This is a genomic window from Candidatus Effluviviaceae Genus I sp. (assembly GCA_016867725.1).
Taxonomy (GTDB): domain Bacteria; phylum Joyebacterota; class Joyebacteria; order Joyebacterales; family Joyebacteraceae; genus VGIX01.
In genome coordinates this window covers 11,700-27,755 of sequence record VGIX01000001.1, presented here as the reverse complement: position 1 = coordinate 27,755, position 16,056 = coordinate 11,700, and the positions used below count along the sequence as shown (strand labels likewise).

Genomic DNA, 16,056 nt, shown 5'->3' with positions numbered 1-16,056 from the left:
ATCTGCCCTCATGGAGAACCGACGATGCGGCCCGTGGTGGCCTCTCTCCTCGTGGTGATCTGCGCCGCTCAGGCGGCGCTGGGCGGCCGCGGCGCCGTCGAGCTCGTGTCGTCCTCGCCGGAGCGCGTCGTGGTGCGTTGCGAGGTCGGAGAGCCGGTCGTCCGCACTCTGTCCATCCCGCAGGGAGACTACGTGACGGTGTCCATTCCGGGCGCGGAGCCGCTGGGCATCCCGGGCGCTCCCGACCTGCCGATGTTCCGTGCCACCGTCGGCATCCCGGACTGCGACGCGGTGGACATGACGATCTCCACGACGCCTGGCGCGCCGCTGAGAGACGTGTGGGTCGCCCCGTCGCCGACGGTCCTGCCGGGCGAGGACGGCGCTCTGAGCGACTACCGGTATGTCGAGGGTGAGCAGTACAGGGCGGCAGGCGTGTGGCCGCCGGGCGCGGCGGCGATGGGCACGCCCGGGACCCTCGGCACGCAGCGCGTCGTGGAGATCCTGCTGCACCCGTGCCAGGTGGACCCGCAGGCGCGCGCGCTCCTCGTCCACTCGTCGATCGAGGTGACCCTCACGTTTCGAGGCGTGCGGGGTCCGTCCGCGCCGCGGCCGGACGCTCCGCGGCGGGAGCGGATGCTCGAGACCGTGCTTCTCAACTACGAGAGCGCCCGCCAGTGGCGCGTCGGCCGACAGCCCGCGGCGCCGCCGGAACGCCCCGGCGACTCGTTCGAGACCTCCGCGAACTGGCTGAAGATGCGCGTGACGCGGCAGGCCGCCCACGCCGTCAGCCCCGCCGATCTCAGGAACGTCGGCGTTTCGCCTGCCTCGGTCGATCCGAGGACGATCCGCGTGTTCTCCGGGACCGGGCTTCCGCTTCCCGAGAACGTGACCGCGCCCAGGCCCGACTGGATGGTCGAGTGCGACATCCTCGTTGAGGGAGAGAGCGACGGCGTCTTCGACGAAGGCGACCGCGTCGTCTTCTGCGCCTTCGGCCCCGACGGCTGGGCGTGCGACATGGGCCTCGCCCCGGCGGAAGAGCCCTACTACGAGAATCCCTTCTCGAGCTCGAACGTGTACTGGCTCACCTGGGAGAGCCCCGGCACGCCCTCCGGCTTCTCCGGCGAGCCGCGGAGAATGCAGGAGGACGATCTGCAGTCGTCGCCCTCTGCGACACCGGCGGACGCGTACTGGGCCCGGGACCATCTGGAGCGGAACATCTACGAGTGGCTCGGCGCGTCGGACAACTGGTTCTGGCAGCAGATGCAGCAGAGCCCGCTGCCCGAGCGGAGGCAGTTCACCCACCAGCTCAACCGGGTTCGAACCGACTCCACGGCGGTCCTCCGCGTGCGCGTCGAGGGGATCTCCGCGGCGGCCGCGAACCCGGACCACCACACCCGCTTCTCCCTGAACGGGGAGCTCGTGCACGTCGCGGAGTGGGAGGGCGAGACGCGACTCATCGTCGAGATCGCCGACGTGCCGGTCGTCGAGGGCGACAACACGCTCGAGATCTTCCTGCCGAGGCAGGGCGACTCGTTCCGTGACGACAGGATCCTCGTCGACTGGTACGACCTCGAGTACTGGCGCGAGCTGTGGGCCGCAGACGGCCAGCTGGTCTTCGGCAGCTCGGGCCGCACGGGGGAGATCCGCTACACCGTGGGCGGGCTCGCGGGCCAGGACGTCTCCGTCTTCAAGGTGCTTGACCGGTACACGACCCGCACGGTGCCGGGCGTGACGACCGAGAGCGGCTCGAACGGCTTCCGGGCCGTGTTCAACGACGATGTCGCCGACACGGCCTCGTACATCGTCGTCTCCCCGGAGGCCCTCGTGACACCCCGGATCTCGCGCGACGCGCCCGCCGGTCTCAGGACGGTGACGGCGGCCGACTACGTCATGATCGCGCACGACGACTTCTACGACGCCGCGCTGCGGCTCAGGAGCTACAGAGAGAGCGCCGCAGGCGGGGGGTTCCGCGTGAGGCTCGTCAGGGTCTCGGACGTGTACGACGACTTCTCGTGGGGGCTTCAGGATCCCACCGCCATCCGCGACTTCCTCAAGCACGTCTGGGACCACGAGGACGTCCCGCCGACGCACGCGCTGCTCGTGGGCGACACGTCGGCCGACTACAGGGGATACCTCGCCTCGACCACACCGTGCTACATCCCCGCGCACTACGACCCGGCCACCTACTCGCGCCTGGCTCCGATCGACGCGTGGTACGTGGGCTTCTCGGGCGTGACGAGCTACTTCATGGCCATGGCGCTCGGTCGGCTGCCGGCGCGGTCGGTGAGCGAGATCAACGCGATGATCGACAAGATCATCCGCTACGAGAGCGCTCCGGTGTTCGGCCCGTGGAGGAACACGGCCATCCTCGTGGCCGACGACCAGTTCAAGCAGCCGGACCTGCCGGGCTACTGCTGCGAGTTCTTCCACACGGAGCAGACGGAGCAACTCTCGACGGATGTGCTCCCGTGGCCTCTGGACCGACGGAAGATCTACCTCATGGAGTACCCCGCCGACGCGGTGGGCAAGAAGCCGGCGGCCCGCGCCGACATCATCGAGGCGTGGAACCGGGGCGCCATCCTCATGAACTTCACCGGCCACGGCAACGAGATCGTGCTCGCGCACGAGAGCGTGTTCCTGTACGACGACGTGTCGCTCCTTCGCAACATCGATGCCCTGCCGCTCTTCTTCGCCGCCTCGTGCAGGCTGAACCGATTCGACCAGCAGACCGTGGACTCGATGGGCGAACTCCTCATGAAGTCGCCGGCCGGCGGGTCGATCTGCTCCATCGGCAGCACCCGCGACTCCGGCGCCTTCCAGAACGCGTCCCTGAACAGCAGGTTCATCGCCGCCATCTTCGCGTCCCAGCAGCAGTCGACCACGCCGGCGCTGGACACCGGCTCGGCCTTCCAGGCGGCGTTCACGACCACGCCCTTCGACGCGTGGAGGAACAACCGGCTCTTCGCCTTCCTGGGGGACCCCGCGGTGACGCTGGCGGCCCCGTGGGGCGGAGGCGTGATCGACACGACGGGCGTCGAGCCGATGCGGCGGCGCGACACCGTCACGGTGTCGGGCGCCAATCAGGGAAGCACGGAGGGAAGCGACGGGCTCGTCCTCCTGACCGCGCGCGACTGCGCGGACACGAGCGGCTACTTCCACGTGCCCCCGCCGGGGAACGCGTACCACGTGCGGTACACCCTGCCGGGCAGCACGGTGTACCGCGGGCTGGCTCCCGTCGCCGACGGCGAGTTCGCGGGGCAGTTCGTCGTGTCCTCGGCGTCCGCCGAGGGGCGGTACGCCAGGATCGGCGCGTACTTCTACAGCGGCGACGCCGACGGGTCGTTCTCGATGGAGAACGTGACGCTGCGCGACAGCGTCGAGGTCTCGGACACGCGGGGGCCGAGCATCGCCGTCGAGTTCGCGGGCGGGGGCACGTCCGTGCTCCCCGAGACGGCGTTCTCGGTCTCGCTCTACGACGAGAACGGGATCGATCTCGTCGGCCGCGGATCGCCCGCGATCACGATCTCCTTCGACGGGGGCGCGCCGATCGACGTGACGGGAGACTTCCTCTACGACGTCGGCGAGCACCGGCGGGGCGTCATCGAACGCCGTCTTCCGACGCTGGGGCTCGGAGGTCACACCCTCACGGTGTCGGCCGCGGACAACATCGGGAACGGGACCGAGGCGAACCAGTGGTTCGAGGTGGTCTCGGCCGCCGACTTTGTGATCAGGAACGTGGCGAGCTCGCCGAACCCGTTCCCGCGCGGCGAGACCGAAGGGACCTACATCCTCTTCCAGCTTCCGGTGGACGCGGAGGTCGGCGTCGACGTGTTCACGGTGGGCGGGAGGCTCGTTCGGCGGATCGGCGAGTTCCACGCGACGGCCGGCGCGAACCAGGTGTACTGGGACGGCCGGGACCAGCAGGGAGACGAGCTCGCCAACGGCGTGTATCTGTATCGCATCCACGCGACCTCGGCGCTCTACCGTGGAGACCGGGCCGAGGTCATCGGGCGGGCCGTGGTCATGAGGTAGCGGGGGACGGCCCTCGAAAGGAGTCAGGGAACGCATGCTGAGAGTGGGGACGTTTCTTGTGGCGGCCGCGCTCGCGCTCGCGGCCGGAACGGCAGGCGCGCAGGTCTCGGTCGGAGGGGCGCAGTCCCTCTACATCCAGCCTGGGGCGCGCCCGGCCGGCATGGGCGACTGCTACGTGGCGCTCGCGGCGGACGCGAGCGCGTGCTCGTGGAACCCGGCGGGCCTCGCGTTCCTTGACCACCGGTTCAACTTCACGCTGATGCACACGCAGCTCGTGCCGGACTGGGACGACGTGTACTACGAGTACGCGGCGTACGCGCAGCGCATCGAGGGGCTCGGGACGATCGGCGCGTCGGTGATCTACCTCACGTACGGCAAGCAGATCGCGACGGACCCCGACAGCCCCGACCCCATCGGCGAGTTCAACTCGTACGAGGTCATCCCGTCGCTGTCGTACGGAGCGGCGGTCGGAGAGAACCTCGCCGTGGGCCTGAGCCTCAAGTTCGTGTACGTGGACCTCGCTCCCGCGCAGTACACGCAGGACCAGCAGAAGGGCGCCGGGTCCACCTTCGCAGCCGACCTCGGCGTGCTGTACCGCATGCGCGACGGCCGCCTGCGGCTGGGCGGCGCGCTGCAGCACATCGGTCCGCGCATCGCGTACATCGACGAGGAGCAGTCGGACCCGCTGCCGCGGAACCTCAAGGTGGGCGCGAGCTACGCGCTCCTCGCCGACGAGATGAACGACTTCACGGTGTGCGCCGAGTTCAACAAGTCGCTCGTCATCGTCGAGGACGTTGCTGACCTCTCGACCGGCGTCATCCTCGGCGCCGGCGCGGAGTACAGGTACTACGACCTGCTGGCGCTCCGCGGCGGCTACGTGCACGACGAGGACGGGAAGGTCAAGGGACTCGCCTTCGGCATGGGGCTCTCGTACAAGAGCTGGGCCTTCGACGTCGCCAACGTCCCGCAGGCCGAGGGGCTCAAGCGCCCGTTCAGGTTCTCGCTTACGGCGGCGTTCTAGCATGGCGGCAGGGCGCCGGGACCAGCGCATGACCAACGCGGCGATCGTCCATCACCGGGGCCTCCGTGCGCTCACCGCTGCGGCGCTCGTCTGGGCGCTCTGCGGCGGCGGGGCGTCGGCGCGATCCGTGCTCCTCTGCACGAAGGACCCCGGACGCGAGGCGACGCCAGCCGAGGCGGCGCAGATGGCGGCCCGGAACTTCCCCGATCAGCCGGCGGCCGTGACTGCGATCGAACGGGCGACGGCGAGGGGGGCGCACCGGGGCGGCCGCACGACCATACGCCTTCTGGCCATCCGCGTGGAATTCCAGCCGGACGACGATCCCCGGAGCACCGGCGACGGCACGTTCGACTACTCGCCGTGGGACGGGCGGACCTTCGACGGGCCGCCGCACGACCGCGAGTACTTCGAGCTCCACATGACGGCGCTTGCGAACTACTTCGCGTCCGTGTCGCACGGGCGGCTGATCATCGAGTTCGACGTGGCGCCGGAGGGCGACCAGGAGGCCTTCGTCCTCCCGCACGACATGGGCTACTACCACGACTACTCGGAGAGCTTCGCGTGGTACGTGGACCAGGTCGAGCGCTTCACGCGCGACGCCTTCGCGGCTGCCGACAGCGCCGGCACGGTGGACTTCTCGCAGTACGACGGGTACATCCTGTTCCACGCCGGCGCCGACTGGCAGAGCGACGTCTACGGCGACTCGCCGTTCGATCTTCCGTCGGCCCACATCTCGCTCGGCGAGCCGATCCTCGTGAACGGGGGCACCTGGGAGGTCTGGGGCTCGGCGATCATGCCCGAGAGCTCGAACCAGGACGGGCTCACGATCGCCTTGAACGGCACGCTGGCGCACGAGGTGGGGCACATCCTGGGGCTTCCCGACCTCTACAACACGCGGAACGGGTTCCCGGCCGTGGGGTACTGGGACATCATGGACTCGGGCGGACGCATCGGCATGAGCACGCCGTGGGGCTGGGCGTACGGCCTCATCCCGGCGGCGCCCTCGGCGTGGTCGAAGCTGTTCATGGGGTGGCTCGACGGCGCGGAGGTCCTGGAGGACGCATCGGACCTCGAGGTCAGGGCCTCGGCGCTTCGCGGCGGCGGGAACCGGGTCTACAGCATCCCCATCTCGAGCACGGAGCGCTTCCTGATCGAGAACCGGCTCGACGATCTGGGCAAGGACGGCGTGGTAGCGATCGAGCAGGAGCGCGGCGTCGTTCTCGGCCCCGTGGACCCCGACTGCACGCTCCCGGTCTGCCCGGTGAACCACGAGTACGACTTCCTGCTTCCCGGCCCCGGACTCATGATCTGGCACATCGACGACACGCGCGTCATCCCGGGACTCATGCCGTGGGACACGGTGAACACCGACTCGCGCCGCCGGGGCGTCGCCGTCGAGGAGGCCGACGGCATCATGGACCTCGGCAACATCCAGAGCTTCTACTGGGCCGGGAACCGCTACGATCCGTTCTTCGCGGCGAACAACGACTCGTTCGCCTGGGACACGTTCCCGTCCACGGACGACAACATGGGCGGGAAGACGTACCTCGCCGTCACGCGCATCTCCGACGCCGACACGGTCATGACCATGAACGTCCGCTTCGATCGCCGGAAGCCCGGCTGGCCGATCGACATCGGCGAGCCGATCGGCGCGGCGTCGCCGCGCGTGGCCGACCTCGACGGCGACTGCGTCGCCGAGGTCGTCGTCGCGGCCCTGGGCGGGAACGTGTTCGCGTGGCGCGTCACCGGCGAGCCCGTGATCGCTCCGGTTCGCGGCGGCGCACCAGGTCTCTTCGCCGTTGCGCCGGGCGGCGTGTCGAGGACCCCGGCGGCCGCGGACCTCGACGGCGACGGCAGCCTCGAGGTGATCGTCGCCTCCGACGCCGGCCGACTTCACGTCTGGCGCTGCGCGGACGACAACGGCGACGGCTTCGCCGATGCCTTCTCACCGCTGTACCCGGTATCGCTCGGCGGGCCCGCGTCCTCGGCCCCCGTCGCGGCGAACCTCGACGCGGCCGCGGGGCTCGAGATCGCCGTGGCGGCCATGAGCGGGGACCTCACGGTCGTGAGCGCCGACGGCGCGCACCTCCACGGTTCCCCGTATCGGTTCGGTCATCTCGCGCTCGACGACGTCACGATCGCGGCGGTCGACATGGACGGCGACCCGTTCGACGAGATCGTCCTCTCGACGACGAACCGCGGGTGGGTCGTCGCGATGAACGGTGACGGGAGTGCGCTCCCCGGGTGGCCCGTTCGCGTCGGCGCGTGGGAGACGGCCGCCGTGGGCGTCGTAGCCGCGGACCTCGACCGCGCGCCCGACGGCGTGTCCGAGATCGTGGCGGTGGGCTCCGACGGGCTCGCGTACGCGTGGGACCGCTTCGGGCGCCTGTGCGACGGCTGGCCGGTGGACCTTCGCGCGCCCGTCCTCGCTCGCCCCTCGCTCGCCGATCTGGACGGCGACGGGCTCGTCGAGGTTGCGGTGGCCACGGGTCCCGCTTCGGTGGCGGGCATCCGCTGGAACGGCGCGCGCGTGGAGAACTGGCCGCTTGCGCTCTCGCCGGGCGACAGCGTGCGCGCGAGCCGGTCGTCCCCGCTCATCGCGGACATCGACGGCGACGGCGTCCAGGACGTCGTCTCGTGCGGGTCCTGCGGCGGGCTCTTCGCTCACAGCGCCGTGAGCGGGCGGCGGCTTCCCGGCTGGCCGCTCTCGGCCGACCCGACCCTCGGAAGCGCCTGGATCGGCGACGCGGAGGGCGACGGCGTGCTCGACGCGCTCGTGGCCGGCGCGTCCGGCCGCGTCGCGTTCTACGCCATGCCGGCCGTGGCGGCGCCCGGCGCGGTCTTCTGGCAGACCGAGGCGTTCTCGTCCGCCGGCACGGGCGCGCTCCCGAGCGAGCTCCTGCCGGACCCTGAGCCCGACGAGCCGGGGCTGCTCGCGGCCGGGCGCACGTACTGCTACCCGAACCCGGCGGTGGGGAGCGACCTCACGATCCGCGTGCACCTCGAGGAGCCCGCGGAGATCGAGGTCGAGGTGCTCGACGTCTCCGGGCAGCGCGTGGCGCGCTTCACGAAGGACGGGCAGCCGACGGCCAACGAGGTCGTGTGGCCGACGGCCGGCGTGGCGAGCGGGCTGTATCTTGTGCGGGTCGAGGCGCGCGCTTCCGGCGGAGCCGCAGCGTACGGGTGGCCCGGCGGGCGGCGCGAGACGCGGGTCATGAAGGTGGCGGTGATCAGGTGACGCGGAGGCTGCGGTGCGCCGCTTTCTCCTTCCGGTCGTGGTGATCGCAGCGGCGGTCGGTTCGGCGCCGGCGAGCGCCGCGCAGGACGCGCTCCGGGAGCCGGCGGCGGACCTCCGACTGGTCTCGTCGCAGGACGCCCGCGAGGAACTCACGGCCGCGGGCCGCGGCGCGTCGGACACGGCCGGCGGCGGCCCGGCCAGGGCTTTCCTCTTGTCGGTGACGCTTCCCGGAGCGGGGCAGCTCACGCGCGGGGAGAAGCGCGGGTACGCGTACATCGCCGCGGAGCTCGCGCTCTGGGTGGGGTTCTTCACGCTCAACTCGAAGGGGCTCGACGAGCGGAGCGCGTACGAGGGATACGCCGACGAGCACTGGGACTTCGAAGGGTACTCCGCCTGGTATGCGGCCAACTGCGCGGACTGCCAGAACTGCGGATACGAGTGCCGGCCGCTGGCGCCGTACGGCTCGCAGGAGTACTACGAGGACATCGGGAAGTACGATACCTACTGGAGCTGGTGGAGCGATTCGGGGTCCGGGTCCGGCGCCCCGGAGTACCTCGACGTGAGAAACGAGTACTGGGACATGCGCGTCGAGAGCAACCGGCATCTCAGACAGGCGCGCTACTCGCTGACCGCGGCCTTCCTCAACCACATCGTCTCCGGCGTCGACGCGTTCCTGTCGGCCCGGCGAAGCGACGCCGCGGCTCAGGCGCCGCGCGCCGGGGGAGCGGGGTCCCGGCTCGCCGTTGCGGTGCCCGCGCTCTGGTTCGACGCGGGCGCGGACGGCGACGGCCTCCGCTGCGCGCTGACCCTGACCTACTGACCGAGGCCCCCATGGCGAATCGTGTGCGGATCGGCGACTTCCTGGTGTGCGCCCTGTGCGCGGGCGCTCTGCTCATCGCGGGCAGGGCGCTCGCCGCGCCCGCGGGCGCCGACCTTCTTGACGGCGGTTCGCCATGCGTGCAGGCGCGGCTCGAGGTGCAGGGGCTTTCTCTTGTCCACGGAACCGTGCTGGACGGGGCCGGCGGAGCCGGCGGCGCCTCGCCGAGCGCGCGCCGCGATGAGCGGAGTCCCATCCTCGCCCTGCTCATGTCGTGCGTTCTGCCCGGGTGGGGAGAGATGTACACGGGCCACGCGGCGAGGGGTCGGGCGTTCATGGCCGCCGAGGCGTCCATCTGGGCGGCGTACGCCGGGTTCCGGATCCAGACGGGCATGCGCGAGGACGACTACCGGGAGCACGCGGAGATCTTCGCCGGCGTTCCGGATGGAGCGTCGAACGCGTACTATCAGGCCGTCGCCGACTACATCAGAAGCGAGGGGTACGACAGCTACAACGAGTCCGTCCGCAGCGACGCGCGGAGCCTCTTCCCCAACGACCCGGCCGCGCAGCAGGCGTATCTCGCGGAGCACGGGTACTTCGGCGACGACGCGTGGGAGTGGGAGAGCGACGAGCGCTTCCGCCAGTATCGCCGGCTGAGGCAGCTCGCGGGCGAGGCCAGGCGCAGGGCGTTCTACATGACGGGCCTGGCCGTGCTGAACAGGGCGGTGAGCGCCATCGACAGCGCGTGGATGGCCAGGCGCGCCAACGAAGGGCGCGCCGAGGCTCGCGCGTCCCTCTCCGTCGTGCCCGAACTTGCGGACGGTGACGTCGGAGCCCGCACGACGCTCGAGATCCGGTTCTAGGTCACGCACCGACGTCTTCCATCGCGGCCTGCCCCTTCCCGGCGCTCCACCCTTTCGGGGGCGTGCGATCATGACGGACCTTCCCACACGACGCGACCGCCGGGCGGCGCGTCTCTCCTTCCTCGTCGCGGGCGCCCTGCTCTCGACATGGGCCCCGCCGGGGCCCGCCGCGTGCGTGACGCAGCTCTGGTGCGTGCGCTCCGTCACGCCCGCCGGGCCTGCGCAGCTCTCCGGCGCGCTCGGCATCGCGGTCGATCACCGCGGCAGCATCGTCATCGCCGACACGGGCAACCACAGGGTCCTCGTGCTCACGACCGAGGGCGAGAGCGAGCGCGAGTTCGGGGGGTACGGCTGGGAACCGTCGCGGTTCGACGGCCCCGCGGACCTCGCAGTGTACCCGGGGTTCTACGTGTACGTGCTCGACCGCGGGAACCGTCGCGTGCAGCGGTTCGACAAGGACGGCAACTACGTGGACACCGTCGTCGGCGACGGCGCGCTCGAGTCGCCGGTCGCCGTCGCGGTGGGCCGCTCCGGCGAGGTCCTGCTGCTCGACGCCGACGCGCGGTCCGTGCTGGTCTTCTCGCGGTTCGGGCAGGCCATGCCGCCGATCGGGCGGTTCGGAGCGGGCGCGGGTGGGCTCGTGGCGCCGGCGGGCATCGCCGTCGGTCCCCGCGGGGAGATCGCCGTGGCGGACCCGGGGCGCCGCTCGGTCGAGGTGTTCGACGAGTTCGGGGCCCACGTGCGCTCCGTGACGGCGCCGGACAGCCTCACCCCGGTCGCCGTCGCGTTCGACCGGCAGGCGAACCTGTTCGTGGCCGACGAAGCGCGGGGGAGGGTGCTGGCGTTCTCGGCGCAGGGTGTTCTCACCGCGGAGCTCGTCCGAGACGACGCCGGTCTCGCGTTCCGCCCGACCGACCTCGCCCCGGCCTCCGACGGCAGCCTCGTCGTGCTCGACGGCGCGGGGGGGCGCTTCCTCAGCGTCACCGTGGACTATGGCGACTGTCGCCAGTAGGGAGCGGGCGACGGGCCGGCGTGCCCGCGCGCGCGCCCGGGCCGCGTTCGGCGCCGCAGCCCTGTCGGCGCTCCTCTGGCACCAGGCGGCGCCCTGCGTCGCCGGCCTCTTCGAGCGAACGGGCGGTCGGCGCGAGGTGACCGCGCGCGCGGTCGACCTCCGCGCGGGCTATGCGGTCCCCGACGCCCTCGTGCTCGCGGGCAGCGACACGCTGACCGTCGACGGGGTCGGCCTCGCCCGTGGCGTGGACTACTCGTTCGACACCGAGACCGGCACGGTCGTCCTGCTCGCGGACCTCTCCGACACCGCCCGGCTCGTCCTCACGTACACCTGCCTTCCGCTGGCGCTTCCGCCCGTGTACCGCCTCGCACACGCCGACTCGTCCTCGTCGCTTCCCGAGGGGTTTCCGAGCGGGGCCACGCTCGTCGTGGACGCCGCGGCCCCGCGGCGCGCCGAGCCGCTGGGGGCCGGGCTGCGCGTCGGCGGCGCCAAGACCTTCGGGATCACGGTGGGATCGGGGCGAGACCTCTCTCTCGAGCAGTCGCTCAGGCTGAGCGTGTCGGGGAACATCACGAGCGACGTCGTCGTCAACGCGTACCTCTCGGACCAGAACACGCCCCTCGTGCCGGAGGGCGACACCGAGGAGCTGAGAGCCCTCGACAAGGTGCTCATCGAGCTCCGCGGCGAGCGCGTCTCGGCGACCCTGGGCGACTACCGGCTTGCCATCGACGGCGGGACGCTCGCGACCGTCCGCCGCGAGCTCTCAGGCGCGATGGCGACCGCGGGGATCGGAGAGGCGACGGTGCTTGCCGCCGGCGCGCGCCTCAGGGGCGAGTTCGCGAGCGCGACGCTCGAGGGGGTCGACGGCCGGCAGGGGCCCTACATCCTCACCGGTCGCTCCGGGACTCCGGGCGTGACGGTCGTGGCCGGCAGCGAGCGCGTCTGGCTCGACGGCGAGCCGATGGTCCGCGGCCGGGACAGGGACTACGTCATCGACTACGCCGCCGGCGAGATCGAGTTCACCGAGCGCAGGCCGGTGTCTTCGGACAACCGCATCACGGTGGACTACGAGTACGCGCTCGGGGACTTCGCGAGGGACATCTACGGCGGGCGGGGCCGGGCGCCGGTCCTGGGCGGCGCGGCCGACGTGGGCGTGAGCTTCCTGCGGGAGGCGGACGACCGGGGCGCCGCGGAGGGGGCGGGACTGAGCGACGACGACGTGTCGCTCCTTCGGGCGGCCGGCGACGACGCCGCCCTCGCGTGGGACGACGGCGTCTCCTTCGTCGGCGCCGGCGAGGGGGACTACGTCCTCGTCGAGGAGGGCGTGTTCGAGTACGCGGGCGCGGACTCCGGCGACTACGATCTCAGGTTCGAGCGCTGGGTCGGCGGCGGCTACGACTTCGACTTCGCGCGGGGGCGCTACGTGTACGCGGGCGAGGGCGAGGGGCGCTATCGGCTCGGGCGCTCCCTTCCCATGCCGACCGACCGCGCGCTGCTCGCTGCGGACGCGACGGTCCCGCTGCCGGGAGGCGGGTCCGTGGCCGTCGAGGGGGCGGTGTCGAGCTTCGACAGGAACACCTTCTCGGAGTTCGACGACGACGACAACCTCGGCAACGCTCAGGCCGCGCGCGCCGTTCTGCCCCCCGTGCGGCTCGGCGGGTCCCGGCTCGAGCTGGCCGCGTCGGGACGCAGGGTCGGAGGGAACTTCGAGGGCATCGGGCGCTTCCGGGAGCTCAGGTACGAGGAGGAGTGGGAGCTTGCCGGCCTCGCGCTCCCGGCGCTCGAGTCCCTCGTCGAGGGCGGGGCCGCGGTCGCGCTCGAGGGCGGAGGCCGGCTGAGCGTCTCCCACGGACGGCTCGAGCGGGGGAGCGCGCTCTCGTCGTCCAAGACCGAGTTCGACCTGTCCGCGCGGCCTGGGGAACGCTCGAGGGTGTGGGCGAGCGGGCGGTTCGTGGACCTGGACTACGCCGGCGCGGACACCGCGCTGACGAGACATCGCGCGCTGTACCGCGGCGGGGTGGAGCGGACCGTCGGGTTCGTCGTGCCGTCCGTTTCGTACGCGCACGACGAGCGCTCCGCCGGCGGGAGCGGTGAGCGCTACGACGAGTACGGGGCGGCCGTCGCGTCGTCCGGCGGCCGCGGAAGCGCGGTGTCCTTGCGGGCGGCGTACTCCCATAGGCTCACCGACCGGTCGGCGGGGGGCGGGTGGGCGAGCGCCTCGGTCACGCGGACCCAGGAGTACGCGCTGGGGCTGTCGGGATGGGAGCGGCTCACGTTCGACGCGAGCGTCCTGCGGCGGGCGACCGAGTTCGAGCCGGGCTTCGCCGACGCCGGGTCCCGCTACGACCTCGCGAGCGTGCGGCTCGGTCACAGGTCGTTCGCCGGCGCGGTGTCCGGAGAGGCGAGGTACTCCGTCACCGCGACCGAGGTGGAGGAGAAGGAACGCTACGTGACCGTCCAGGACGGCGTCGAGGTCACGCGCATCGTGTCGACGGGCCGGTACCTCCCCGTGACCGACCTCTCGGCCGCGACGAGGTGGACGGTCGCGTTCCGGTCGTCGGGCCGCGGCGCGCTGCCGGACGCGAGCGCCGTGAGGCGGCTCCTCGCGGGGCTCTCGCTCGAGACGGACGTGAAGCTCAGAGAGGTGAGCAGGACCGACGACCGCGCCGGGCTCTACCTCCTGTCGCCGGACGTGATCCTGGGTCCCGAGACGGTGACCGGCGAGCTGTCCGCCCGGCACGTCGCGCGCTTCGTGGCGCCGGGCGGGCGCGCGTCCGTGCGTCTGTCGCTCGAGTCCCGCGACGGGCTCGACAGGGTCTACGTCAACGCGACCGACACGAGGAAGGAGCGGACGGGGGCGGCCGAGGTGAAGGTCGCGAGCGGCCGCTCGGTCGTCTACCGGGTGCGCGGAGATCTGTCCTCGCGGGACGTGAGCACGTCGGGGGCCGGGTCGAGCTACGAGATCCGGGAGGGGTCCGCGCTGGCCGAGGTGACGGTCTCGCCCTCAAGCGAGCTTGAGCTCAGGCTCGCCGGGTCGCTCGCCCGCCAGGACGAGCGGCTCCTCGACGTCGCCGTCACGAGCGTGGGCGTCACGCCGAGCGCGACGTACCGCCTCGCCGGGCGCGGGGCGATCTCGCTGTCCGTGACGAGGACGGAGGTCTCGACAGGGCTCGACGCGCTCCCGACCTATCTGGCGCAGGGGCGGTCCCCGGGCGTGACGTCGGAGTGGAGACTGTCCGGCGACTACCGGCTGAACGACTACCTCACCGGCTCCATCGCGTACACCGGCGAGGCGCGGCCGCGGGCCGACGCCCGCCACACGCTCGACATGAGGGTCAATGCGTACTTCTGACACACGCACGGCCGTGGGGCGCCTGCTCGCCGCGCTGTGCGCCGCCGCGCTCCTCGCTCTGAGCGCAGCAGAAGCGGCGGCCGTCGAGGTGCTCGGCGCGCGGACCGTCGCGGCGGACGAGGTCGCGACGATCCTCGCGCCCGCCCTGGCGGCGTTGCCGGACACGACGGAGCTCGCCGAGCGCGTGGACTCCCTGCTGGCACTTCTGGCCGCCGCCGGCCGCCCGCTCGCGGCCGTCGCGGTCTCGTGGGACGAGCCCGCGGGCGCGGTCCGCGTCGCGCTGGACGAAGGCCCGGCGGCGCGCCTCGACACGCTCACGCTCAGGGGCGCGGCTTCGCCCGGCGCCGCCGCCGCGCTCGAGCGCGGCGGGCTCAGGCCGGGCGCACTTCTCACGAACGGCGCGGTCGCGCGGGGGGTGGACGAGCTTCTCGAGATGTACGCCGCTTCCGGACGACCGCTCGCGTCCGTGCGCCCGGCGGGAGCGGCCCGACGACGGGACGGGTTCGCGCTCACGCTCGCCGTGGACGAGGGTCCGCTGGTCAGGTTCGGCGAGGTCGTCGTGAGCGGCAACACGGTCACCGGGGCCGCCGTCGTGGCGCGCGCGGCGGGCATCCAGCCCGGCGCGACCTACGACGCCGGACGCGTTGCCCGCGTTCGGCGCAGGCTCGAGAAGCTCGGGCTCTTCCGGAGCGTGGGCGACCCGGTCGTCGCGTTCGACCGCTCGACCGGTCGAGCGGTGGTCGGCGTGCGTCTCTCGGAAGCGCCGTCGAGCAGGGTCACCGGCGTCCTCGGGTACGACGCATCCGGCGCCGCGGGAGACGAGGGCGAGGTGACGGGGTTCGTGGACGTCGTCCTCCGCAACATCGCCGGCACCGGAAGGTCGGCGGCGGCCGCGTGGGCGCGGACCGCGCCGGGGCGCACGAGGGCGTCGTTCTCGTACACAGAACCGTGGGTCCTCGGCTCGCCGGTCGATCTGACCGTGAGCGGCGCCCAGACCGTCCGCGACACGCTCTACACCACGACGGAGGGCGACCTGCGCGTGGCGGCGCGCATGGGGGAGAGGACCACCGTCGCGTGGACCGTCGGCGGCGCGCGATACGCTCCGGCGCCGTCGTACGGCCGGGGTGCGTCCAGCGCGCGGACGGCGCTCGGCGCGGAGTTCGACGCCACGGACGTGCCGGTCAACCCGACCCGCGGCGCGCGCCTGGCCGGCGGCGTCGCGTACGCCGCGAAGAAGGAGGGGGACACCGGGCGACGAGAGCGCGCCGCCACGTTCACCCTTTCGGGCGACGCGTTCGTTCCGGCAAGGCCGCGACACGTCGTCGCGCTCCTGGCGCAGCTCGCCGCGGTCTCGAGCACCGAGGACGCCGTCCCCTTCCACGAGCAGCTGGTTCTCGGCGGCGCGAGGAGTCTCCGCGGCTACCGCGAGGAGCAGTTCCGCGGCACGAGGACGGCGCTCGGGACCGTCGAGTACCGCCTGATCCTCACACGGCGCTCCCGCGCCCTGGCGTTCCTGGACGCGGGCTACTACTACCGCGGGGGCGCGAACGCCGCGAAGGGCGTGAAGCTGGGGTACGGAATCGGATTGCGGGCCGACACACGGCTGGGTATAATGTCGCTCGACTACGGGCTCGGCGAGGGCGACCGCCCCCTCGAGGGCAAGCTGCACGTCGGGCTCTCCCGCGAGTTCTAGCGGCACTCCTCAGGCGCTCGCGCGCGTC

General features: G+C 72.1%; 8 protein-coding genes. All 8 read left to right on the top strand.

Features of this window, described 5'->3' with window-relative positions:
- The first annotated feature begins 24 nt into the window (after positions 1-24).
- The 8 genes from porU to FJY74_00050 all read left to right on the top strand — a co-directional run bounded on the left by porU (position 25) and on the right by FJY74_00050 (position 16,028).
- Positions 25-4,032, top strand: coding sequence for a type IX secretion system sortase PorU (gene porU / locus FJY74_00085; GenBank protein MBM3306724.1), 4,008 nt, complete (start codon positions 25-27; stop codon positions 4,030-4,032).
- 34 nt (positions 4,033-4,066) lie between these two features.
- Positions 4,067-5,053: a PorV/PorQ family protein gene (locus FJY74_00080; GenBank protein ID MBM3306723.1), complete on the top strand. Its 987-nt coding sequence runs from the start codon at positions 4,067-4,069 to the stop codon at positions 5,051-5,053.
- A 1-nt stretch (position 5,054) separates the two neighbouring features.
- On the top strand, positions 5,055-8,291 hold the full coding sequence (locus tag FJY74_00075; protein MBM3306722.1) for a T9SS type A sorting domain-containing protein: 3,237 nt from the start codon (positions 5,055-5,057) through the stop codon (positions 8,289-8,291).
- A gap of 13 nt (positions 8,292-8,304) precedes the next feature.
- Entirely contained in the window at positions 8,305-9,111 is an 807-nt protein-coding gene (locus FJY74_00070) for a hypothetical protein (protein ID MBM3306721.1), read from the top strand.
- A gap of 11 nt (positions 9,112-9,122) precedes the next feature.
- A complete protein-coding gene (locus FJY74_00065) occupies positions 9,123-9,971 on the top strand; it encodes a hypothetical protein (GenBank protein MBM3306720.1) in 849 nt (282 codons plus the stop codon).
- Positions 9,972-10,041: 70 nt separating this feature from the next.
- Positions 10,042-10,983: an NHL repeat-containing protein gene (locus FJY74_00060; protein MBM3306719.1), complete on the top strand. Its 942-nt coding sequence runs from the start codon at positions 10,042-10,044 to the stop codon at positions 10,981-10,983.
- Complete coding sequence (locus tag FJY74_00055; GenBank protein ID MBM3306718.1) at positions 10,964-14,335, top strand: hypothetical protein; 3,372 nt, start codon at positions 10,964-10,966, stop codon at positions 14,333-14,335. Before FJY74_00060 ends, FJY74_00055 begins: the two co-directional genes overlap by 20 nt.
- Positions 14,322-16,028, top strand: a complete 1,707-nt coding sequence (locus tag FJY74_00050; GenBank protein ID MBM3306717.1) for a BamA/TamA family outer membrane protein — start codon at positions 14,322-14,324, stop codon at positions 16,026-16,028. The genes FJY74_00055 and FJY74_00050 overlap by 14 nt, the downstream gene beginning before the upstream one ends.
- Positions 16,029-16,056 lie beyond the last annotated feature (28 nt).